This window comes from Streptomyces sp. NRRL F-2580 (assembly GCF_000720115.1).
Taxonomy (GTDB): domain Bacteria; phylum Actinomycetota; class Actinomycetes; order Streptomycetales; family Streptomycetaceae; genus Streptomyces.
The window spans coordinates 16,725-37,740 of sequence record NZ_JOIR01000001.1; the positions used below are offsets into that span (position 1 = coordinate 16,725).

20 protein-coding genes and 2 pseudogenes are annotated in these 21,016 nt (G+C 73.7%); 18 read left to right on the forward strand and 4 right to left on the reverse strand.

Annotated features, from left to right (window positions below; all coding sequences use genetic code 11):
- The first annotated feature begins 130 nt into the window (after positions 1-130).
- The 3 genes from IF88_RS0100085 to IF88_RS0100095 are packed head-to-tail and all read left to right on the forward strand — an operon-like array spanning position 131 to position 2,916.
- Positions 131-934 (forward strand): hypothetical protein, encoded by an 804-nt coding sequence (locus IF88_RS0100085; protein ID WP_030706130.1) that lies wholly within the window; start codon positions 131-133, stop codon positions 932-934.
- On the forward strand, positions 931-2,154 hold the full coding sequence (gene mycP / locus IF88_RS0100090; protein WP_051836209.1) for a type VII secretion-associated serine protease mycosin: 1,224 nt from the start codon (positions 931-933) through the stop codon (positions 2,152-2,154). The genes IF88_RS0100085 and mycP overlap by 4 nt, the downstream gene beginning before the upstream one ends.
- A 21-nt stretch (positions 2,155-2,175) precedes the next feature.
- The gene (locus IF88_RS0100095; protein WP_030706139.1) at positions 2,176-2,916 is read left to right on the forward strand and encodes an SseB family protein; all 741 of its coding nucleotides are present in this window, start codon (positions 2,176-2,178) and stop codon (positions 2,914-2,916) included.
- 43 nt (positions 2,917-2,959) lie between these two features.
- Here the strand turns inward: IF88_RS0100095 and IF88_RS0100100 are convergent.
- Positions 2,960-3,205 (reverse strand): annotated as a pseudogene (locus IF88_RS0100100) (DUF1844 domain-containing protein); the annotation flags it as partial.
- Positions 3,206-3,530: 325 nt separating this feature from the next.
- Between IF88_RS0100100 and infC the strand changes: the two are divergent.
- The 10 genes from infC (at position 3,531) to IF88_RS0100150 (ending at position 14,650) form a co-directional block, all read left to right on the forward strand.
- Positions 3,531-4,250, forward strand: coding sequence for a translation initiation factor IF-3 (gene infC, locus IF88_RS0100105; protein WP_037805393.1), 720 nt, complete (start codon positions 3,531-3,533; stop codon positions 4,248-4,250).
- 104 nt (positions 4,251-4,354) lie between these two features.
- Positions 4,355-4,549 (forward strand): 50S ribosomal protein L35, encoded by a 195-nt coding sequence (gene rpmI / locus IF88_RS0100110; protein ID WP_030012385.1) that lies wholly within the window; start codon positions 4,355-4,357, stop codon positions 4,547-4,549.
- Between the two features lie 101 nt (positions 4,550-4,650).
- Positions 4,651-5,037 (forward strand): 50S ribosomal protein L20, encoded by a 387-nt coding sequence (gene rplT, locus IF88_RS0100115; RefSeq protein ID WP_007263143.1) that lies wholly within the window; start codon positions 4,651-4,653, stop codon positions 5,035-5,037.
- 172 nt (positions 5,038-5,209) lie between these two features.
- Complete coding sequence (locus IF88_RS0100120; RefSeq protein ID WP_030706146.1) at positions 5,210-6,070, forward strand: TrmH family RNA methyltransferase; 861 nt, start codon at positions 5,210-5,212, stop codon at positions 6,068-6,070.
- Between the two features lie 55 nt (positions 6,071-6,125).
- Positions 6,126-7,487, forward strand: coding sequence for a sensor histidine kinase (locus IF88_RS0100125; RefSeq protein WP_078892639.1), 1,362 nt, complete (start codon positions 6,126-6,128; stop codon positions 7,485-7,487).
- A 151-nt stretch (positions 7,488-7,638) separates the two neighbouring features.
- Positions 7,639-8,766, forward strand: a complete 1,128-nt coding sequence (pheS, locus tag IF88_RS0100130; protein WP_030706150.1) for a phenylalanine--tRNA ligase subunit alpha — start codon at positions 7,639-7,641, stop codon at positions 8,764-8,766.
- A complete protein-coding gene (gene pheT, locus IF88_RS0100135) occupies positions 8,766-11,294 on the forward strand; it encodes a phenylalanine--tRNA ligase subunit beta (RefSeq protein ID WP_030706152.1) in 2,529 nt (842 codons plus the stop codon). The genes pheS and pheT overlap by 1 nt, the downstream gene beginning before the upstream one ends.
- A 139-nt stretch (positions 11,295-11,433) precedes the next feature.
- Entirely contained in the window at positions 11,434-12,411 is a 978-nt protein-coding gene (locus IF88_RS0100140; protein WP_078892611.1) for a PP2C family protein-serine/threonine phosphatase, read from the forward strand.
- Between the two features lie 308 nt (positions 12,412-12,719).
- Positions 12,720-14,060 (forward strand): hypothetical protein, encoded by a 1,341-nt coding sequence (locus IF88_RS0100145; RefSeq protein WP_030706154.1) that lies wholly within the window; start codon positions 12,720-12,722, stop codon positions 14,058-14,060.
- A 62-nt stretch (positions 14,061-14,122) separates the two neighbouring features.
- The gene (locus tag IF88_RS0100150) at positions 14,123-14,650 is read left to right on the forward strand and encodes an NUDIX hydrolase (RefSeq protein ID WP_376619435.1); all 528 of its coding nucleotides are present in this window, start codon (positions 14,123-14,125) and stop codon (positions 14,648-14,650) included.
- Between the two features lie 16 nt (positions 14,651-14,666).
- Here the strand turns inward: IF88_RS0100150 and IF88_RS0100155 are convergent, their stop codons facing one another.
- Positions 14,667-15,539 (reverse strand): 3-hydroxybutyryl-CoA dehydrogenase, encoded by an 873-nt coding sequence (locus IF88_RS0100155; RefSeq protein ID WP_030706157.1) that lies wholly within the window; start codon positions 15,537-15,539, stop codon positions 14,667-14,669.
- Positions 15,540-15,698: 159 nt separating this feature from the next.
- Here IF88_RS0100155 and IF88_RS0100160 point away from each other — a divergent pair, with 159 nt between their 5' ends.
- A complete protein-coding gene (locus tag IF88_RS0100160; protein ID WP_030706159.1) occupies positions 15,699-16,946 on the forward strand; it encodes a glycoside hydrolase family 10 protein in 1,248 nt (415 codons plus the stop codon).
- A gap of 1 nt (position 16,947) precedes the next feature.
- Here the strand turns inward: IF88_RS0100160 and IF88_RS0100165 are convergent, their stop codons facing one another.
- Both IF88_RS0100165 and IF88_RS0100170 read right to left on the reverse strand, forming a co-directional pair.
- Positions 16,948-17,145, reverse strand: a complete 198-nt coding sequence (locus IF88_RS0100165) for a DUF1918 domain-containing protein (RefSeq protein WP_030706161.1) — start codon at positions 17,143-17,145, stop codon at positions 16,948-16,950.
- Between the two features lie 57 nt (positions 17,146-17,202).
- Positions 17,203-18,108: a DMT family transporter gene (locus tag IF88_RS0100170; RefSeq protein ID WP_030706162.1), complete on the reverse strand. Its 906-nt coding sequence runs from the start codon at positions 18,106-18,108 to the stop codon at positions 17,203-17,205.
- Here IF88_RS0100170 and IF88_RS0100175 point away from each other — a divergent pair.
- From IF88_RS0100175 to IF88_RS39875, 4 genes and pseudogenes are all read left to right on the forward strand, one after another.
- Complete coding sequence (locus tag IF88_RS0100175; RefSeq protein WP_030706164.1) at positions 18,107-19,534, forward strand: PLP-dependent aminotransferase family protein; 1,428 nt, start codon at positions 18,107-18,109, stop codon at positions 19,532-19,534. The genes IF88_RS0100170 and IF88_RS0100175 overlap by 2 nt on opposite strands.
- 71 nt (positions 19,535-19,605) lie before the next feature.
- A pseudogene (locus IF88_RS39870) lies at positions 19,606-20,182 on the forward strand (histidine phosphatase family protein).
- Positions 20,183-20,223: 41 nt separating this feature from the next.
- Positions 20,224-20,418 (forward strand): hypothetical protein, encoded by a 195-nt coding sequence (locus IF88_RS49500; protein WP_051836213.1) that lies wholly within the window; start codon positions 20,224-20,226, stop codon positions 20,416-20,418.
- Positions 20,415-20,888, forward strand: coding sequence for a hypothetical protein (locus IF88_RS39875; protein WP_420710886.1), 474 nt, complete (start codon positions 20,415-20,417; stop codon positions 20,886-20,888). The genes IF88_RS49500 and IF88_RS39875 overlap by 4 nt, the downstream gene beginning before the upstream one ends.
- Positions 20,889-21,016: the final 128 nt, after the last annotated feature.

The following is a 21,016-nucleotide window of genomic DNA, read 5'->3' on the forward strand; positions in this document are numbered from 1 at the left end:
CCAGAGGTCTCTACCGGTGGGTAGGGGGCGGCGACAGCCGGAGGCGGGGACACCGGGCCCGCGGAGCCCCGCCGGGGACCCCGTAGAGTACGGGCAGGCAGCCGTACGGAACGGGGGGCGGAGCCGCCGGATGACCACGACGACACCGCGGACCACGATCCCGGGCGAGCCCGATCCGTGGTCCCCGCCGCCCCAGCCCGCGCACGCCCCGCCGCGCCGCCACCCCGGACGCGTCCTCGCCGCCGCGCTCTGCCTCCTCCTGGGCAGCGGCCTCGTCGGCGGAGCCGCCGTCACCACCTGGGCCGAACACCGCGCCGCGAACCGCCCGTTGCCCGCCGACGCCGCCTACCGCAAGGCCGAGTCGCTGTGGCGGGCCGCGCCCGTGGACAGCCTGTTCCCGCCCGTCCTGGCCGGCCCCGCGGCCGGCCCCGGCGGCTCCGACCGGACCTGGACCCGCGTCGCGCTCGCACCCGACGCCGACTGCGCGGCCGCCCTGGCCGCCGACTGGCAGGGCCTGTTGGCCGCCACCGGCTGCACCCGCGTGCTCCGCGCCACCTACACCGACGCCACCCGCAGCTCCCTGATCACCGTCGGCCTGGTCTTCACCCCCGCCGACGCCCCCGGGATGACCGCCCTCACCGGCCGGATCACCGCTCCGCCCGCGTACGGGTTCGCCGACGGCCAGCGCGCCGCCTGGACCGCGTCCGTACGCGACGAGGCCCCCGTCGTGGTCTACGCCGTCTCCGCCTTCGCCGACGGCCGCCCGCTGGACGCGCCCCGCCCCGCCGAGGACCTGATGAAGAAGGACGCCACCGGAGCCGCCGCCAGGGCGGGCCTCGGGCACGAGGCCAAAGCGGTCGCCGCCCGCATCGGGGACGGCGTGGCACTGCTCGCCGCACCGCCCGCCACGCCCGCGCCGAAGGCCGGCCGATGACCCCGCGACGGGCGCTCGGGCGGGCCGCCGCAGCCCTGACCGCCGCCGCCCTCCTCACGGCCGCCACCACGTTCCCGGCCGCCGCCGACACCACCCGCGACCGCCAGTGGGGCCTGCTCGCGCTCCGCGCCGAGGAGGCCTGGGGCACCACCCGGGGCGACGGGGTGACCGTCGCCGTCCTCGACACCGGGGTCGACGACTCCCACCCCGACCTCGCGGGCCAGGTCCTCGAAGGCACCGACCTCATCGGCATGGGCGCCGGCCGCGGCGACCGGGCGTGGGCCCGACACGGCACCGCCATGGCGAGCATCATCGCCGGGCACGGCCACGGACCCAGCCGGGGCCAGGGCGTCCTCGGCCTCGCCCCGCAGGCGCGGATCCTGCCGGTCCGGGTGATCCTCGAAGAGGGCGACCCGGGCCGGGGCCAGGCCCGCGACAGCAAGGGCGGGGCCCTCGCGGAGGGCATCCGCTGGGCCGCCGACCACGGCGCCGACGTGATCAACCTGTCCCTCGGCGACGACAGCGACTCCGCCCACCACGAGGCGGGCGAGGACGAGGCCGTCCAGTACGCGCTCGCCAAGGGCGTGGTCGTCGTCGCCTCCGCCGGCAATGGCGGCGAGACGGGCGACCGCGTCTCCTACCCGGCCGCGTACCCGGGGGTGATCGCCGTCACCGCCGTCGACCGCCGCGGCAAGAAGGCCAAGTTCTCCACCCGCAACTGGTACGCCACCGTCAGCGCCCCCGGCGTCGACGTGGTCATCGCCGACCCCGACCGCTCGTACTACGAGGGCTGGGGCACCAGCGCCGCCGCGGCCTTCGTCTCCGGCGCCGCGGCCCTGATCAAGGCCGAGCACCCGGACCTGTCCCCTGCCCAGATCAAGAAGCTGCTGGAGGACACCGCCTCCGACTCCCCGGCCGGCGGCCGCGACGACGCCCGCGGCCACGGCACGGTGGATCCCGTCGCCGCCCTCCAGGCCGCGGAGTCGATGCAGGCGGACGCCGCGGTGCCCGCCCCCGCCGCGGCAGGGCGCACGTACTTCGGCCCCGGCCCCGAGCCGGCCCGCCCGCCCGAGCGGAACGCCCGGCTCGGCGCCCCCGCGGCCGCGGTCGCCGGAGCGGTGCTGCTCGTACTGGCCGCCGTACTGGGCCGGCGCCCTCGGCGGGGTGCCCGGGGTCGCGACCGCGGGCCCCTCACGGCACCGTCGCACCCGGCACAGTAGGGTCGGGTAACTGTGGCGAACATGGCGAACAAGAACATTCCCGACCCGGGCTTCTCCGACGACGACGGTTCGGCCGATCCCCGGCTGACCGCGGCCCTGGCCGCCTGGTCCGAGGACCGGGCCAAGGAGCCCGAGGTGCTGGCCGCTCTCAAGGGGGCCCGGCTGCTGGTCCCCGTCGTCGCCGTCCTCGGCGAGGTGGAGACCGACCCGGAGACGGGCCTGAAGCGCGAGAAGACCAGCGACATGGCCGTCCCGACGCTCCGGGCCGGCGACCGGCGGGCCCTGCCCGCCTTCACCTCGACCGCCTCGCTCGCGCTCTGGGACCCGGCCGCCCGACCGGTGGCGGTCCCGCTGCACCAGGCGCTGGCCGCCGCCGCGCACGAGAAGGCCGACACCGTGGTCCTGGACCTGGCCGGGCCCGTCGCCTACCAGCTGACCGGCCCGGCGCTGCTGGCCCTCGCCGAGGGCCGTACGGACGCGGACCCGCTGGCCGACCCCGCCGTACGGGAGGCCGTACGGGACGCCGTGTCCGCGGAGCCGGCCGTGCTCCGCGCCCACCTCGGCCCGGGCGGCGCCGACGCCGACGGCACCCTCGCGATCGTGCTGGCCGGCGGGGCGCAGGCGCCCGCCGCGGCCCGCCGCGTCGCCGAGGCCCTGGCGGCGGACACCACCCTGCGGGCCCGGCTGGTGCGCGGGCTGGACCTGGCGCTGCTGCCGCCGGACGCGCCGGTGCCGCCCGGCGAGGCGCTGTTCACCCGCTGAGAAGACAAGAGGAGAGGCGGGTCACACGGGGGACTTCCCGTGTGATCTCGGTGGCGCTCGCGGTGACCAGGCCGGCCAGGGCCGTGATCAGCTTGCGGGCCTCGTCGAGGTCCTTGTGTTCGGAGTCCGGCTTGTCCAGGCCCAGGTTGACCGCCGCGGCGCTCAGCAGGTGCACGGCCACCGTGGTGATCACCTCGACGGCGGGCACGTCCGCGATGTCGCGGGTCATGGCGTCGTAGTCGGGGGCGCCGTCGGCAGCGGGGTCGGTGGAGGGTGTCGCGTCAGTCATGCGCCCCACGATATGCCGTGCGGCGGGCTTGCAACGCGGGTGCTAGTATGTACATCGACCGGCCGGACACTTCTGTGCCCGGCCCACAAGTGGAGGCTCCGTTTCTCCCACCTGACCGTCCTCCGGGACGGCGGGTCACCGGTCAGGTGGCATCCATCGTTCCGTACGGACGATGGAAAGCTGCCCGAGTCTACGCCCCGCGGTTCGCACGCGACGGTGTTCCGGTTGTATTGGAGCCCCTGCCTGTGCCCGGCGGGGCTTTTTTGGTTTCCCGCTGTGGTCGGTCTGACGGAAATACACGTCAGCGGCTGTCTGCCAGGCAGTCGTGTGGTGCTACCGAGGAGGATCCATCAGCACCGAGCCCCGCATCAACGACCGGATTCGCGTTCCCGAGGTACGGCTTGTCGGTCCCAGCGGCGAGCAGGTCGGCATCGTGCCGCTTGCCAAGGCGCTTGAGCTCGCGCAGGAGTACGACCTCGACCTGGTCGAGGTCGCGGCGTCCGCACGCCCGCCGGTCTGCAAGCTCATGGACTACGGCAAGTTCAAGTACGAGTCGGCCATGAAGGCCCGTGAGGCGCGCAAGAACCAGGCGCACACGGTCATCAAGGAAATGAAGCTCCGGCCGAAGATCGACCCGCACGACTATGACACCAAGAAGGGTCACGTCGTTCGGTTCCTCAAGCAGGGCGACAAGGTCAAGATCACGATCATGTTCCGTGGTCGCGAGCAGTCCCGGCCGGAACTCGGCTACCGACTGCTGCAGCGCCTCGCTTCGGACGTCGAGGACCTCGGGTTCATCGAGTCGAACCCGAAGCAGGACGGCCGAAACATGATCATGGTCCTCGGTCCGCACAAGAAGAAGACCGAGGCGATGGCCGAAGCCCGCGAGGCGCAGGCCGCCCGCAAGGCCGAGCGCCAGGGTGTCGCCCACGCCGACGACGAGGCTCCTTCCGAGGACGCCGCCGTCGAGGTCGAGGAGACCACCGAGGTCGCCTCCGCCGACGTCACCGAGGCCCCCGCCGACGAGACGAACGCCGAGGCCTGATCCCGAGGCAGCCCGTCTCGGATCACCGACACAACATGACGCTCCCGCGAGCCGGTCCCGCAACGGACCGGTGGGAGCGCCACCGACGAGGAGATAACGGCGCCATGCCGAAGAACAAGACGCACAGCGGTACCAAGAAGCGCTTCAAGGTCACCGGCTCCGGCAAGGTGCTCCGCGAGCGCGCCGGCAAGCGCCACCTGCTCGAGCACAAGTCGTCCCGTGTCACCCGCCGCCTCACCGGCAACGCGGAGATGGCCCCCGGCGACGCCGCGAAGATCAAGAAGCTTCTCGGCATCTGATGTCCTCCGCTCCCCTCGAGGGAGCGGGACGTCAAGACCGGGACCCCATCGAATTCGGGCCGTGTGAAGACACCCACGGCCCCGCTACAAGGAGTTAAAAAGTGGCACGCGTCAAGCGGGCAGTAAACGCCCACAAGAAGCGCCGGGCAATCCTCGAGGCGGCCTCCGGCTACCGCGGTCAGCGTTCGCGCCTGTACCGCAAGGCCAAGGAGCAGGTCACCCACTCGCTGGTCTACAACTTCAACGACCGCAAGAAGCGCAAGGGCGACTTCCGTCAGCTGTGGATCCAGCGCATCAACGCCGCTGCCCGCCAGAACGGCATGACGTACAACCGCCTCATCCAGGGTCTGAAGGCCGCCAACATCGAGGTGGACCGCAAGATCCTCGCCGAGCTCGCCGTCAACGACGCCAACGCGTTCGCCGCGCTGGTCGAGGTCGCGCAGAAGGCGCTTCCGGCCGACGTCAACGCCCCCAAGGCCGCTGCCTAAGGGCTAGCCGGCCCCGCTTGACGCGGCCGGCCCCCACGGACCCGCAGGCATTCGCCTGCGGGTCCGTGTGCTTTCACCCCGCGCCCCGCGCTTCCCGGCGCCCCGCTTCCCGGCGCCCCCGCTTTCCCGCGCCCCGCGCGCTTCGGAACCCCGAGAGAGAACCGCTGAGACCATGGGTACCCCCGCCGAGCTGATCTCCCCCCGATCCCCGCGGGTGGCCGCCGCCAGGCGACTGGCGCGGCGCAACTTCCGCACCAAGGAGCGCCGGTTCATCGCCGAGGGCCCGCAGGCGGTCCGCGAGGCCGTCGAGCACCGCGGACCCACCGGCGCGTCGACCCTGATCGAGCTGTTCGCCACCGTCGAGGCGGCCGAGCGCTACGCCGAGATCATCGACGCCGCCCTGGACGCGGGTGCCCGCGTGCACTACGCCTCCGACGAGGTGCTCGCCGAGGTCTCGCAGACCGTCACCCCGCAGGGCCTCGTCGGCGTCTGCCACTTCCTGGACTCCCCGTTCGAGGAGATCCTGAAGTCCGGTCCCAAGCTCGTCGCCGTCCTCGCGCACGTCCGCGACCCCGGCAACGCCGGTACGGTGCTTCGCTGCGCGGACGCCGCCGGCGCCGACGCGGTGGTGCTGACCGACGCCTCCGTGGACCTTTACAACCCCAAGTCCGTACGGGCCTCCGTGGGCTCCCTCTTCCACCTCCCGGTCGCGGTCGGCGTCCCGGTGGAGCAGGCCGTCGAGGGCCTGCGGGCGGCCGGCGTACGGATCCTCGCGGCCGACGGCGCGGGCGAGGACGACCTCGACGCCGAGCTGGACGCGGGCACCATGGGCGGGCCCTCCGCCTGGGTCTTCGGCAACGAGGCCTGGGGCCTGCCCGAGGAGACCAGGGCCCTGGCGGACGCCGTGGTGCGGGTCCCGATCCACGGGAAGGCGGAGAGCCTGAACCTCGCGACGGCCGCCGCCGTGTGTCTCTACGCGTCCGCGCGTGCACAGCGGGCGCCCGGAGGGTGCCGCTCCGTGACCTCCAGCTAGTAATGTGGCGGCCCGGGGGCCCACTGCGCTACTCGGAGATGTGGGGTACGGGGACATGACGGTCGGTACGAACAGCTCACCGGGGGCCGGCACGACGGCCGGTCCACCGGTGTCGGCCGGCCCCGGCCCCGCCCAGGTCCCGCCGCGGGCCGACGCCCTCGCCGGCGTCCCGCCGCAGGCTCCGGCCGGCGCCCGTCCGGGCGTGCCCCCGGACACCGGCGCCCGCGCCGACGCCGAATCCCCGGGGCGCGCCGCACGCGCGCGGCGCTCCGTACCGCCGCGGGCCGGCTCCCCGGCCTCCGCGGTCCGCACGGCGGTCGGGGCGGCCGGGACGGCCGGGACGTCTCCGGACGGCGACGCCCCCGGTGAGGGGCTCGGCTTCGGGATCGATCCCGACACCCTGCCTGACGGGCTCGTCGTCGCCGACCACACCGGCCGCGTCATCTGCTTCAACCGGGCCGCCGCCCGGATGACCGCCACCGACCCCGCCCAGGCCCTCGGCGCCCGCATCGACCGGGCGCTCCCGCTGGAGGACCTCGAAGGCCGCCGCTGGTGGGCGCTGACCGACCCTTACGGGGGCCTCGCCACCCGCCGCGGACAGCCCGAGCGGAACCTGCTGCTCCCCGGCGGCCGCGAGGTGCTGGTCTCCGCCAGCTACGTCCGCACCCACCCCACCGGCCCGCTGCGCCGCCTCGTGGTCACCCTGCGGGGCACCGAGGCGCGCCGCCGCACCGAGCGCAGCCACGCCGAGCTGATCGCCACCGTCGCCCACGAGCTGCGCTCCCCGCTGACCTCCGTCAAGGGGTTCACCGCCACCCTGCTCGCCAAGTGGGAACGGTTCACCGACGACCAGAAGCGGCTGATGCTGGAGACCGTCGACGCGGACGCGAACCGCGTCACCCGCCTCATCGCCGAACTCCTCGACATCTCGCGCATCGACTCCGGCCGCCTGGAGGTGCGCCGCCAGCCCGTCGACATCGCCACCGCCGTCGGCCGTCACGTACAGGCGCTCACCGCGAACGGGCAGGACCCGGAGCGGTTCCTCGTGAGCGTCAGCCGTCCGCTCCCTGATCTGTGGGCCGATCCGGACAAGATCGACCAGATCCTCGGCAACCTCCTCGAAAATGCGGTGCGCCACGGTGAGGGAACGGTCACCATCGGGGTATCGCCGCATGAGAAGGGAACCGCCGTCACCGTGTCCGACGAAGGCCCCGGGATCCCCGAGGAGTCGATGGGCCGCGTCTTCACCCGCTTCTGGCGGGGGAGCAAGCGCGGCGGCACCGGCCTGGGCCTGTACATCGTCAAGGGCATCGTGGAGGCCCACGGCGGCACCATCACGGTCGGCCGCGGCCCCGGCGGCGGCGCCGAGTTCCGATTTATCCTGCCCGTGAGCGCCCCGGCGTACCTCACGCAGTAGCCCTGCTGAGCATCTCGCCAGACGGCCCACGGGCTCCTTCACCCCCAGCGGCCTTTAGACTCGTCCTTTGGCACCTTTGTGTCTCTGTGTCGATCGGTCTGATCGTGCCGTACGGGGACCCACCAGCCAGCCATCGGAAGTACGGGAAGAGATGTCGGCACCGAACAAGTCGTACGACCCTGTCGAGGTCGAGGCACTGAAACCGGAAGAGATCGAGCGCATGCGGGACGAGGCGCTCGCCGCCTTCGCGTCCGCCGGCGACCTCGACGCGCTGCGTGAGGCGAAGACCGCGCACATGGGCGACCGCTCGCCCCTGGCGCTCGCCAACCGCGAGATCGGCGCCCTGCCCCCGCAGGCCAAGGCCGAGGCGGGCAAGCGCGTGGGCCAGGCCCGCGGCGCCGTGAACAAGGCCTTCGGGGCCCGCACGGTCGAGCTCGAAGCCGAGCGCGACGAGCGGGTGCTGGTCGAGGAGGCCGTGGACGTCACGCTGCCCTACGACCGCGTCCCCGCCGGCGCCCGGCACCCCCTGACCACGCTGATGGACCGCATCGCGGACATCTTCGTGGCCATGGGGTACGAGGTCGCCGAGGGGCCCGAGGTCGAGGCGGAGTGGTTCAACTTCGACGCCCTCAACTTCACGCCCGACCACCCGGCGCGCCAGATGCAGGACACCTTCTTCGTCCGGGGCCCCGAGGGCACCGAGGGCGACGAGTCCGGTGTCGTCCTGCGCACCCACACCTCCCCGGTGCAGGCGCGCTCGCTGCTGGAGCGCAAGCCCCCCGTCTACATCGTCTGCCCGGGCCGGGTGTACCGCACCGACGAGCTCGACGCGACGCACACGCCGGTCTTCCACCAGGTCGAGCTGCTCGCCGTGGACGAGGGCCTCACCATGGCGGACCTCAAGGGCACCATGGACCACATGGTCCAGGAGCTGTTCGGCGAGGGCACGACCACGCGCCTGCGTCCGCACTTCTTCCCCTTCACCGAGCCGTCCGCCGAGATGGACATGCAGTGCTACGTGTGCCGCGGCGAGTCGGTGGGCAACCCCGACCGCCCGTGCCGTACCTGCTCCAGCGAGGGCTGGATCGAGCTCGGCGGCTGCGGCATGGTCAACCCCAAGGTGCTCGTCGCCTGCGGTGTGGACCCCGAGAAGTACAGCGGGTTCGCCTTCGGGTTCGGCATCGAGCGGATGCTGATGTTCCGTCACAACGTTGAAGACATGCGAGACATGGTCGAGGGTGACGTTCGCTTCACCCGGCCGTTCGGGAGTGAGATCTGATGCGCGTCCCGCTTTCCTGGCTGCGGGAGTACGTCGACCTGCCCGCGGGCGAGACCGGCCGTGACGTGGCCGCCAAGCTGGTCGACGCCGGCCTCGAGGTCGAGACCGTCGAGCAGCTCGGCGGCGGGCTCAAGGGCCCGCTCGTCGTCGGCCAGGTGCTGACCATCGAGGAGCTCGAGGGCTTCCGCAAGCCGATCCGTTTCTGCACGGTCGACGTCGGCCAGGCCAACGGCACCGGCGAACCGCAGGAGATCGTCTGCGGCGCCCGGAACTTCTCCGTCGGCGACAAGGTCGTCGTGGTCCTGCCCGGCGCCGTGCTGCCCGGCGACTTCGCGATCGCCTCGCGCAAGACGTACGGCCGCACCTCGCACGGCATGATCTGCTCCGGCGACGAGCTGGGCATGGGCGACGACGGCACGCACGGCATCATCGTGCTGCCGCACGAGCACGAGGTCGGCACCGACGCGATCGAGCTGCTCCAGCTCGTCGACGAGGTCCTCGACATCGACATCACCCCGGACCGCGGCTACTGCATGTCCATGCGCGGTGTCGCCCGCGAGGCGGCCACCGCCTACGGCCTGCCGCTGCGCGACCCGGCGCTGCTCGACGTGCCCCAGCCGAACTCGTACGGCTACCCCGTCAAGATCGACGACCCGGCCGGCTGCGACCGCTTCACCGCCCGCACGGTGACCGGTCTCGACCCCGACGCGCGCTCCCCGATCTGGCTGACCCGCCGCCTGCAGAAGGCGGGCATGCGCCCGATCTCGCTCGCCGTCGACATCACCAACTACGTGATGCTCGAGCTCGGCCAGCCGCTGCACGCCTACGACCGCTCCAGCATCGAGGGCACCATCGGTGTCCGCCGTGCCGAGCAGGGCGAGAAGTTCACCACCCTCGACGGGGTCAAGCGCACGCTCGACGCCGAGGACCTGGTGATCACCGACAACAGCGGCCCGATCGGGCTCGCCGGTGTCATGGGCGGCGCCAACACCGAGATCGCCGACTCCGTCACCGACCCCGAGACCGGCCAGGTCACCGGGACCACCGACGTGGTCATCGAGGCCGCGCACTTCGACTCCGTGTCGATCTCGCGCACCGCCCGCCGCATGAAGCTCTCCTCCGAGGCCTCCAAGCGCTTCGAGCGGGGCGTCGACCCGCAGGCCGCCGCCGCGGCCGCGCAGCGGACCGTCGACCTGCTCGTGCTCCTCGCGGGCGGCACCGCCGAGGCGGGCGTCACCGAGGTCATCGCCCCGGGCGCGCCGCGCACCATCGCCATGCCCGCGGACCACCCGGACCGCGTCGCGGGCATGGAGTACGGCCGCGAGACCGTCGTGCGCCGCCTCCAGGAGATCGGCTGCGACGTCTACGGCCAGGACGAGCTCGTCGTCACCGTCCCCTCGTGGCGGCCCGACCTCGCCGCGCCCAACGACCTCGCCGAAGAGGTCATCCGGCTGGAGGGCTACGGGAACCTCCCGTCGACCCTCCCGCAGGTGCCCTCCGGCCGCGGTCTGACCGCCCGGCAGCAGCTGCACCGCCGGGTCGGCCGCGCGCTGGCCGGCGCGGGCTACGTCGAGGCGCTGAGCTACCCCTTCATCGGCGAGGGTGTCTTCGACCAGCTCCAGCTCCCGGCGCACGACGCGTCGCGCCAGGTGGTCAAGCTCGTCAACCCGATCTCCGACGAGGAGCCGGCGCTGCGCACCACGCTGCTGCCGGGTCTGCTCGGCGCGCTGCGCCGCAACGACAGCCGGGGCAGCCACGACCTCGCGCTGTTCGAGACCGGTTCGGTCTTCCGGGCCGCCGCGCAGCCGGGCGTCGCCGTACGGCTGCCCGTCGACCGGCGTCCCACGGACGAGGAGGTCGCCACCCTGAACGCGGCCCTGCCCGCGCAGCCGCGGTACGCCGCGGTCGTGCTGGCCGGTGCGCGCGAGCAGGCCGGCTGGTGGGGCAAGGGCCGTCCGGCCGACTGGGCGGACGCGGTCCAGGCCGCCCGCTCGCTGGCTGTCGAGGCCGGCACCGAGCTCGTCGTCCGCCAGGGCCAGTACGGCCCCTGGCACCCGGGCCGCTGCGCCGAGCTCGTCGTCACCATCGACGGCGTCGAGCAGGTCATCGGCCACGCCGGCGAACTGCACCCGCGGGTGGTCAAGGCCATGGGCCTGCCGGCCCGCACCAGCGCCATGGAGCTCGACCTGGACCGCCTCGCGGCGGCCGGCGGCGAGGCCCTGCAGGCGCCCCGGATCTCCACCTTCCCGGTGGCGACCCAGGACGTCGCGCTGATCGTGGACGCGTCGGTTCCGGCGTCCTCCGTGGAGGCCGCGCTGCGCAAGGGCGCGGGCGAACTCCTGGAGTCGCTGCGGCTGTTCGACGTGTTCACCGGTGAGCAGGTCGGCGAGGGCAAGAAGTCCCTGGCGTATGCGCTGCGCTTCCGCGCGACCGACCGGACGCTGACCGCCGAGGAGTCCACGGCCGCGCGCGACGCGGCGGTGGCGCTGGCGGGCGAGCGGACCGGGGCGGTGCTCCGGGGCGCGTAGCCGCACCCGCGTAAGGCCAGTTGAGGGCGCATCCGGACCACCGGATGCGCCCTCACTCGTTCGGGTGAGAAGCGCGGAGGCCCGTGTCCGGGGCACCGGTCGGTCGACACAATCGATCCGGCCGGAGGGGAGCCTACGGATGATCACGCGCGGGGAGATGCCCCAGCTGCGCCGGGTGTGCGTCGTGGCCTGGGGCGGCGTCGCGGTGTCCTGGGAGCTGGCCACCCCGGGGCGGCTGGCGCCGAGCCTGGCCACGTGCGCGGCCTTCCTGCTGCTGGCCACCGGCTGCGCCCTGCACATCCGGCGCGGGCTGCTGGGCGAACTGCGCCGCTCGCAGGAGATCGCGGGCGCCGCGCAGCGGGCGCTGCTGCGGCCGATGCCGGGGCGGATCGACGGCCTGACGTCGGCCGCGGCGCAGCTCTCGGCGAGCCGGGGCGCGGCGGTGGGCGGGGACCTGTACGAGGCGGTGCCGACGGCGTACGGCGTGCGGGTGGTCATCGGCGACGTACGGGGGCACGGGCTGCCGGCGCTGGGTGCGGCGGCGGCCGTGCTCGGGGCCTTCCGCGAAGCGGCGTACGACGAGGCGACGCTGGGCGGCGTCCTGCGGCGGATGGAGCGGGCGCTGGGCCGGCACGTCCGTGACCGGGCGCGGGCCGAGCACCCGTCGGCCTGTCAGGCCGAGCCGCAGTCCCCGGCGGCGGAGGAGTTCGTGACGGTGCTCCTGCTCCAGATCGCCCCGGACGACACCCTGCTGGCCCTGAACTGCGGCCACCCCTGGCCGTACCTGATCCGCCCGGCTCCGGTTACCGGCGTGCGGGCTCTGGAGGGCGAGACCCTGCCCCCGCTCGGGGTGGTGCCCCTGCCGGTGGGAGCCGAGCCGCACCCCGTGGGGGAACTGCGGCCCGGGGAGACCCTGTTCCTGCACACCGACGGCGCCGAGGAGGCCCGGGACGCCGCCGGCGTGTTCTTCCCCCTGCGGAGCGTCCTCGTGGAGGCCCCGGCCCCGCGGACGCCCGCGCGGCTGGTCGCGGGCGTGCACGCGGCCCTGCTCCGGCACACCGGCGGGCGACTCGCCGACGACGTCGCCCTGCTGGTGCTCCGCAACGACCGGTCCTGACCGGCCCGGTGCCGGGGGGCCGGCTCCGCCGGGGCCCGGCGACCAACCGGGCGCCGGCGGAGCCGGACACGCCGCCCGCCTGCCGTGGAGTGTCGGGCAGACAGCAGGACGGGCGGCGCGGTGCGGGTCGTCGCACTGTACGAGGGGGAGCCGACGACCCGAGCCACCTCTTGGCGAGGCCCTTAAGTGAAGCGCCCACGGCGGCCCGTGCGGCAGAGTGCGCATCGCATTTATGCGCGTACTCGGTTCACACCCCGTGTGAACGGCGCACCCATTAGCCTGAGACCGACGAGCCACGGGAGCGGCCCATGCAGCCCAATGTCCTGCTCGACGCCCTCCTCGCCGAGGCGGGCATGTCCCATGCCGGACTCGCCGCCTACGTGAACCAGGCGGGCCGCACCCGCGGACTCGCCCTGCGCTACGAACACACCGCTGTGGCCCGGTGGCTGAAGGGCCAGCGGCCCCGGGGCCAGGTCCCCGACCTGATCTGCGAGGTGCTCGGCGGCCGGCTGCGGCGCCCCGTCGGGCTGGACGACATCGGGCTCGGGGCGGCCGACCGGCCCGTCTCCCTGCACGCCTCCCCGCTCAGCGGGTTCGTGGACCGGGCCGCCGCCCTGTGGCGGTCCGACGGGCAGGCCCGGCCCCAGCTGCTCACCGCCGAGGCGGTCACCGGAACGCCCGCCGTGATCCCGGTCTGGGAATGGGAGAACCCGCCCGAGGACGCGGACGTCTCCCGCGAGGGCCCGAACCGGATCGGTCCCGAGCACATCGAGATCCTGAAGGCCGCCCGCGCGCACTACGAGCTGATGTACCGCAGGGCCGGCGGAGTGGCCACCCGGGACCGGATCGTCCGCTTCCTTGGCAGTGAGACGGCGCCCATGCTGCGCGGCAGCTACCCCGACGCCCTCGGCCGCCAACTGCACCGGGCCACGGGCTCCCTCGTGGCGGTGGCGGGGATCTGCGCGTACGACTCGGACGCCCACGGCCTCGCCCAGCGCTACTTCCACCAGGCGCTGCGCCTGGCCAAGGCGAGCGGGGACCGCGGGCTCGGGGCGTACGTGATCGCGCTGATCGTCAACCAGTCCCTGCACCTGCGCGAGTACCGCCAGGCCGTCGCCTTCGCCGAGGCCGCGCTGCGCGCCGCCGGCCCGCACACCACCCCGGCGCTGGCCGCCGACCTGTACGCCATGCAGGCCAAGGCGTACGCCCAACTCGGCGAGACCGGGGCGGCGCTGGCCTGCATCCGCAACGCCGAGGCGGCCGCCGAGCGGATCCGCCCGGGCACCGAACCCGACGAGACCGGCTACGTACAGCCCGGCCTCGTCAACGTCCAGGTCGCCGAGGCGCTGCTCAGTCTGGGGGATCTGGAGGCGGCCCGGGTCCAGGCGGCCGCCGCCGTCGGCACCCCGGCCCACGACCGCGGGCGGGTGCACCGGCTGGCGATGCTGTGCGAGATCCAGCTGCGCCAGGGCGAGGCGGACCGGGCCGCGGCGTCCGCGGCGGAAATGGCCGAGCGGGCCAAGGGGATGGAGTCGCTGCGGCTGCGCGACCGGCTGCGGGCGGTCCGTGAACAGCTGCTGACCAGCGGTTGTTCGGGCGCGGAGGAGACCGCACAGCTCATTGACGGGGCGCTGCGCGTTCCGCTGTGACGGGTCAGCTGCTGCCATGTTTGCCACCTACTCGAACGGAAGGTGGCACAGCCGTGCAGTGGATGAACCTGAGTGAGCAGACTGTGTACAAGAACCGCTGGTTCGACGTGAATCTCGCCGATGTGGAACTCCCCGACGGCCGGCATTTGGACCACTTCGTGATCCGGCTGCGTCCGGTCGCCGTGGCCACGGCCGTCAACGAGGCCAACGAGGTGCTGCTGCTCTGGCGGCACCGCTTCATCACCGACAGCTGGGGCTGGGAACTGCCCGCCGGAGTGGTCGAGGACGGCGAGGACATCGCGGTCGCGGCGGCGCGCGAGATGGAGGAGGAGTCGGGCTGGCGGCCCGGCCCGCTCCACCACCTGATGACCGTCGAGCCGTCCAACGGGCTGACCGACGCCCGCCACCACCTCTACTGGGCGGAGGGGGCCACCTACATCGGCCATCCCGAGGACGCGTTCGAGTCCTCGCGCCGGGAATGGGTCCCGCTCAAACTCGTGCCGGACATGATCGCGCGCGGGGAGATCCCGGCCGCCAACATGGCGGCCGGGCTGCTCCTGCTGCACCACCTGCGGCTCGGTCAGCCGTAGGGGGCAGGGGCGGGGATCAGGCGTACGGGTAGAAGCCCGCGCCCGTCTTGCGGCCCAGGCGGCCCGCGTCGACCATCCGCTGGAGCAGCGGGGGAGCGGCGTACAGGGGCTCCTTGTACTCGGCATACATCGAGTCGGCGATCGAGGCGATGGTGTCCAGGCCGATCAGGTCGGACAGCTTGAGCGGGCCCATCGGGTGGGCGCAGCCCAGCTCCATGCCGTTGTCGATGTCCTCGCGGCTCGCGATGCCCGACTCGAACATCCGGATCGCGGACAGCAGGTACGGGACGAGGAGCGCGTTGACGACGAAGCCGGAGCGGTCCTGGGCGCGGACCGCGTGCTTGCCGAGCACGTTCCGCACCAGGGCCTCGGCCCGCTTGACGGTCTCCTCGCCCGTGGTCAGCGCGGGGATCAGCTCGACGAGCTTCTGCACCGGAGCCGGGTTGAAGAAGTGGATGCCGATGACCTGGTCGGGCCGCGAGGTCGCGACGGCCAGCTTGACCAGCGGGATCGAGGAGGTGTTGGAGGCCAGGATCGCGTCCGGGCGGGTGATCACCTGATCGAGGACCTGGAAGATCTCCGTCTTGACCTGCTCGTTCTCGACGACCGCCTCGATGACGAGGTCACGGTCGGCGAACTCGCCGAGGTCGGTGGTGAAGGTGAGGCGGGCGAGGGCGGCGTCCCGCTCCTCCTCCGTGATCTTGCCGCGTTCGGCGGCCTTCGTCAGGGAGTTGTGAAGCCGGGTCCGGCCGATCTCCAGGGCTTCGCCGGTGGTCTCGGCGACCTTGACCTCAAGGCCACTGCGGGCGCACACCTCGGCGATACCCGCGCCCATCTGGCCACAGCCCACTACGCCGACCCGTGTGATGTCGGAAGGGAGGTCAGTCACTTCGTGCCTTTCGCAGCTCTCCGTCGGCGGGTCCCCCGTACGATTCCGGCGCCCGCCACGCCCCCCGACGTTACTCCCGACCTTGCGCCGGGAGGCGGGCCGGGGCGGGCATGCTGGGCGGACACCGCGCAATGTCACTCAGCGAAACGGAGATGTCACATGACGTACATCGGCCGACGGGCACTGCTGGCCGGAGCCGTGGGGGTGATCGCCGCCGCCACCTCCGGACCGGCCGCCGCGGCGGGCCGGCGCACGTCCGGCGGGCTCTCCGCCCGAGCCGCTACCGCAGAGTTCCGGGGGATGTGGATCGCCTCCGTGTCCAACGTGGACTGGCCGTCCGAGAGCGGGCTCTCCGCCGAGCGGCAGCGCACGGAACTGCTGCGGCTCCTCGACACCGCGGTCAAGCGCCGGCTCAACGTGGTGGTCCTCCAGGTCCGGCCGGCGGCCGACGCGCTCTGGCCCTCGAAGCTGGAGCCCTGGTCGCAGTGGCTGACCGGTGAACAGGGGGCCGATCCCGGCTGGGACCCGCTGGGCACGGCGGTCGCCGAGGCGCACGCCCGCGGGCTGGAGCTGCACGCCTGGTTCAACCCGTACCGGGTGGCCAACCACACCGACCTCGACCGGCTGGCCGCCGCCCACCCCGCCCGGCGCAACCCCGACTGGACCGTCGAGTACGGCGGAAAGCTCTACTACAACCCCGGCATGCCCGAGGTGCGGCGCTTCGTGCAGGACGCCATGTTCGACGCCATCACCCGCTACCCGGTGGACGCGGTGCACTGGGACGACTACTTCTACCCCTACCCGGCGGAGGGGGAGTACTTCGACGACGACGAGGCGTACGAGGAGCACGGGGGCTCCTTCGCGTCGCGCGCCGACTGGCGCCGCCACAACACCGACACCCTGGTCCAGGAGATGTCCGCGCGGCTGCGGGCGCTGCGCCCTGCGGTCCGGTTCGGAATCAGCCCCTTCGCGGTGTGGCGCAACTCCGACCGGGACCCGCTCGGCTCGCCGACGCGGGCGGGCCTGGGCACGTACGACGAGCTGTACGCGGACACCCGCAAGTGGGTCCGGGAGGGCTGGATCGACTACATCGTGCCGCAGGCGTACTGGCACATCGGCCACCCGACCGCCGACTACGCCGACGTCGTGCCCTGGTGGGCGCGGACCGTGGCGGGCACCGGCGTGGACCTGTACGTGGGCGAGGCGCTGTACCGCTGCGACGCGGCCAGCGACACTGCGGCCTGGCGCGACCCGGGGGAGCTGTCGAAGCACCTGAGGTTCGCCGCCGGACACCCGGAAGTCCGCGGCCACGTGTACTTCTCGGCGAAGTACGTGGCCGCGGACCCCAATGGAGCGATGGCCCGGGTGGTCGCCGACCACTACGGCTCGGCGGTGCCCCCGCGCTGATTCAGAGGTCGGGCTCTACGGGGTGACGGACCACGCAGTCGGGCCCGGGGGCCATGAGGGCCTCGTGTCCGTCCTGGAAGCGGACCCGGTACGGGGGGGTTCCGTTCTCGCCCAGCACCTGGGTGATCTCGCCCACCTTGTCGTGCTGTCCGACGATCCTGCCGTGCTGCACCAGCTGGTCGCCCTCGGTCGCGCGCATAACTGACCTCCTCGGTGGCGGTCCGATCCGGTGCTAGCAGTTTAGGACGTACCGGGGCTATTTGACCCGTTGGGTGACTGCGATGCAGACGAGGACCGCGCAGGCGGCGGCCGGCGCGGCGGGGGTGAGCCGCTCGCCCAGCACCGCCACCGACCAGACCAGGGTCAGCAGCGGCTGGGCGAGCTGGAGCTGGCTCGCGCGCGGTGCGCCGATCTCGGCCATGCCCCGGTACCAGACGTACAGGCCCAGGAAGGTGGAGCCGGCCGCCACCCAGACCAGCCCGACCAGCCCGTGCCCGCCGAGGTGCACCGGCTCGTACGCGAGGCCGAGGGCGGAGCCGGCCAGGCTGAGCGGCAGGCACAGGACCAGCGCCCAGCCGATCACCTGCCAGCCGGGCAGGGTCCGGGCGAGGCGACCGCCCTCGGTGTACCCGGCGGCGCACACCAGCAGGGCGCCGAACAGGTAGGCGTCGCCGGCCGAGAGGGCGCCGCCGCTCTGCGCGAGGGTGAAGCCCATGACGACCGCGGCCCCGGCGACGGCCGCCGCCCAGAAGGCGCGCGAGGGCCGGGCGCCGGTGCGCAGCGCGGACAGCGCGGCGGTGGTGAGCGGCAGCAGGCCGACCACGACGGCGGCGTGCGAGGTGGTGGAGGTCGTCAGCGCGAGGGTGGTGAGCAGCGGGAAGCCGACGACCACCCCGCCGGCGACCACGGCGAGAGCGGCCCAGTGCTCGCGGGCGGGCAGCGGGACCCGGCGGGCCAGCAGGAAGGATCCGGCGATGACGGCGGCGAGGACGCTGCGCAGGGCGACGAGGGACCACGGCCCGAAGCTCTCCAGGCCCCACGCGGTGGCGGGGAAGGTCAGGGAGAAGGCGAGGACGCCGAGTGAGGCGAGGGCGGTACCGCGGCCCACCGGACTCTTGACCGCTATCGCCCTTGGGAGAGTAGCGCTATTCTGTGCTGTCATGAACGAGCGTAGCAGTGTGGCGGAGCTGGCGGAATCTCTGCGGTCCGAGCTCAACCGCTACTCGGTGGGTGGAAAGCTCCCGTCGAGCCGGGCCCTGGTCGAGCGCTACCGGGTCAGCCCCGTCACCGTCTCCCGGGCCTTGGCGCAGCTCGCCGCCGAGGGCCTCGTCGTCACCCGGCCCGGCGCCGGGGTCTTCCGCGCCTCCCCGCGCACGGCGCCCGCCGTGCCCGGGGACACCTCCTGGCAGGAGGTCGCCCTCAGTGCGGAGGCCCCCGGCGAGATCGTGCCGCGCTCGGTCGACGCCTCCGGGGTGCTGGCCTGTCTCGCCGCACCGCCGCCCGGCGTGATCGGGCTCAACAGCGGCTACCTGCACGCCTCCATCCAGCCCGAGCGGGCCATGGCGGCCGCGCTCGCCCGGGCCGGCCGGCGCCCCGGAGCCTGGGACCGGCCGCCCATGGAGGGGCTGCCCGAGCTCCGCGACTGGTTCGCCCGCGAGATCGGCGGGGCCGTCGCGGCCGCCGACGTACTGGTCACCGCGGGCGGGCAGAGCGCGCTGACCACCGCCCTGCGGGCGCTGGCCCCGCCCGGGGCGCCGATCCTGGTGGAGTCCCCGACCTATCCCGGGCTGCTGGCCATCGCCCGCGCCTCCGGCTGCCGGCCCGTGCCCGTCCCGGTGGACGCCGAGGGGGTGCGGCCGGAGCTGCTGGCCGCCGCCTTCGAGGCGACCGGGGCGCGCGTGTTCGTATGCCAGCCGCTGTTCCAGAACCCGACCGGGGCGGTACTGGCCCCCGCGCGGCGGGCCGAGGTGCTGCGGATCGCGCACGCCGCCGGAGCCTTCGTGGTCGAGGACGACTACGCCCGCGCCCTGGGCCACGACGACGCCGGTCCGCTGCCCGCGACCCTGGCCGCCGAGGACCACGACGGGGTCGTCGTGCACGTCCGGTCCCTGACCAAGGCCACCTCGCCCAGCCTGCGCGTGGGTGCGCTGGCCGCCCGCGGTCCGGTGGTGGACCGGCTGCGCGCCATCCAGGTCGTGGACACCTTCTTCGTGTCCCGGCCGCTCCAGGAGGCAGCCCTGGAACTGGTCGGCGCGCCCGCCTGGCCGCGCCACCTGCGCACCGTGGCCGCCGAGCTGCGGCACCGGCGGGACGTGCTCGCGGGGGCCCTGCGCCGGGAGCTGCCCGGGCTGACGCTGAGCCACCTGCCCTCGGGCGGCTACCAGTTGTGGCTGCGGATGGCCGACGGAGCCGACGACGCGGCCTTCGCGGCGGCGGCCCTGCGCGCCGGGGTCGCGGTGGCCCCGGGCCGGCCGTACTTCTGCGCCGAACCGCCCGGCCCGTACGTCCGGCTGAGCTTCGCCGGGGTGTCGGGGCCGGGGGAGCTGGTGGAGGCCGTCCAGCGGCTGCGGGCGGGCCTGGGCGGGTAGCCGCCCGGGCCCGCAGACGGGCTCGTTGCGGAAAGCTTGACCCCCGGCCGTTCGCGGCTCACCATCACCGCATGCATGTTCGGGTTTCGCTCGTTGCCGCAGCCCGTAGTTCCTCGCTGCTCGCCGAGCGCTTCGACGACGACCGCCCGCTGGACGGAGCCGGCTGGCGGTCGGTGGAGTCCGCCGCCCGGGACCTCGTGCCCCTGGGCGCGGCCGAGCTGCGCTACTGCTCGCCGACCCCGCGCAGCCGGGCCACCGCCGACGCCCTCGGGTACGCGCCCCTCGCGCAGCCCGCACTGCGCGAGTGCGACATGGGCCGCTGGCGGGGGCTGACCCTTGGCCGAGGTGACCGCCCGCGAACCCGACGCGGTGGACCTGTGGCTCAGTGATCCGCGGGCCGCCCCGCACGGCGGCGAGTCCCTGCTCGCCTTCATCTCCCGGATCGGCGGCTGGCTCGACACCCGGCCCGCCGACGACGGAGGCGCGATCGTGGCGGTGGCCGAGCCCTCGGTGGTCCGGGCGGCCCTGGTCTACGCGTTGCAGGCGCCCCCGCTGACCTACTGGAACGTGGACGTCCGGCCGCTGTCCACCGTGACCCTCACCGGCTGGTCGCGCCGCTGGTACCTCTCCCTCCAGGCCCCGGCGTAAACGCGTTCGAGACGGGCCGGTCAGGTCGTCAGGGTGCCCGGGTGACCCCGATACGCATCACCACACTGGTTGAGCGGCCCGAACTGGCGGATCGGCTCTGGGACATGAAGGACCCGTGGCCGCCGTTCGCCGCCCATGACGCGCTCGCCTGGCTGCTGTACCCGCGGATGACGACCGAGCTGGCCGACTGTGGGCCTTCTCCGACCTGCGCCGCGGGGTGCGGCCCGACACGGTGAGCGCGATCGAGATCACCGTGGCCACCGACCGGCAGGGCGAGGGGCTCTCCGGGCTGATGCCGGCCGCGATGCGGGACAACGCCCGGGCCCGTGGCTTCGCCGAGGTGGTGGCCCCGGTCCGGCCCAGCGGGAAGCCGGCCGAGCCGGACACCTCGATGCACGAGTACGCGTACCGGACCCGCGCGGCCGGCCTCCCGCACGACCCGTGGCTGCGCGTCCACGTCCGCGCGGGCGGGGTCGTCCACTCGGTGGCGCCGCTGTCGATGACGATCACCGGCTCGCTCGCCCAGTGGCGCGAGTGGACCGGACTGCCCTTCCACGCCGCCGGCCCCGTGCGCGTGCCGGGCGCCCTGGCCCCGGTGCACTGCGAACCGGAGCAGGGTTACGCCGTCTACGTGGAGCCGAACGTATGGGTCAGGCACCGTCTCGTCGACGGGACGGCCCCGCGCGCGGCCGGACCGACAGGCTGACGCGACCGGCGGAATCGCCGCCGGAGCGGGTCCTTTCCTGCTAGACATCTTCCGTAGGGCGCCACAGGCGCCGGATCCTCCCGTGCGTCCCTCCCACCGAGATCCAGAACATTGCATAAACGTGCGGA

Excerpts from the sequence above, each read along its gene's own strand:
- IF88_RS0100170 (WP_030706162.1), bottom strand. The coding sequence starts at position 18,108 with ATGACAGCACAGAATAGCGCTACTCTCCCAAGGGCGATAGCGGTCAAG.
- IF88_RS0100150 (WP_376619435.1), top strand. The coding sequence starts at position 14,123 with ATGAACCTGAGTGAGCAGACTGTGTACAAGAACCGCTGGTTCGACGTG.
- IF88_RS0100085 (WP_030706130.1), top strand. The coding sequence starts at position 131 with ATGACCACGACGACACCGCGGACCACGATCCCGGGCGAGCCCGATCCG.
- IF88_RS0100145 (WP_030706154.1), top strand. The coding sequence starts at position 12,720 with ATGCAGCCCAATGTCCTGCTCGACGCCCTCCTCGCCGAGGCGGGCATG.
- pheT (WP_030706152.1), top strand. The coding sequence starts at position 8,766 with ATGCGCGTCCCGCTTTCCTGGCTGCGGGAGTACGTCGACCTGCCCGCG.
- mycP (WP_051836209.1), top strand. The coding sequence starts at position 931 with ATGACCCCGCGACGGGCGCTCGGGCGGGCCGCCGCAGCCCTGACCGCC.
- rpmI (WP_030012385.1), top strand. The coding sequence starts at position 4,355 with ATGCCGAAGAACAAGACGCACAGCGGTACCAAGAAGCGCTTCAAGGTC.
- IF88_RS0100165 (WP_030706161.1), bottom strand. The coding sequence starts at position 17,145 with ATGCGCGCGACCGAGGGCGACCAGCTGGTGCAGCACGGCAGGATCGTC.
- IF88_RS0100175 (WP_030706164.1), top strand. The coding sequence starts at position 18,107 with ATGAACGAGCGTAGCAGTGTGGCGGAGCTGGCGGAATCTCTGCGGTCC.
- IF88_RS0100140 (WP_078892611.1), top strand. The coding sequence starts at position 11,434 with ATGATCACGCGCGGGGAGATGCCCCAGCTGCGCCGGGTGTGCGTCGTG.
- pheS (WP_030706150.1), top strand. The coding sequence starts at position 7,639 with ATGTCGGCACCGAACAAGTCGTACGACCCTGTCGAGGTCGAGGCACTG.
- IF88_RS0100120 (WP_030706146.1), top strand. The coding sequence starts at position 5,210 with ATGGGTACCCCCGCCGAGCTGATCTCCCCCCGATCCCCGCGGGTGGCC.
- IF88_RS0100095 (WP_030706139.1), top strand. The coding sequence starts at position 2,176 with ATGGCGAACAAGAACATTCCCGACCCGGGCTTCTCCGACGACGACGGT.
- IF88_RS0100160 (WP_030706159.1), top strand. The coding sequence starts at position 15,699 with ATGACGTACATCGGCCGACGGGCACTGCTGGCCGGAGCCGTGGGGGTG.
- IF88_RS0100125 (WP_078892639.1), top strand. The coding sequence starts at position 6,126 with ATGACGGTCGGTACGAACAGCTCACCGGGGGCCGGCACGACGGCCGGT.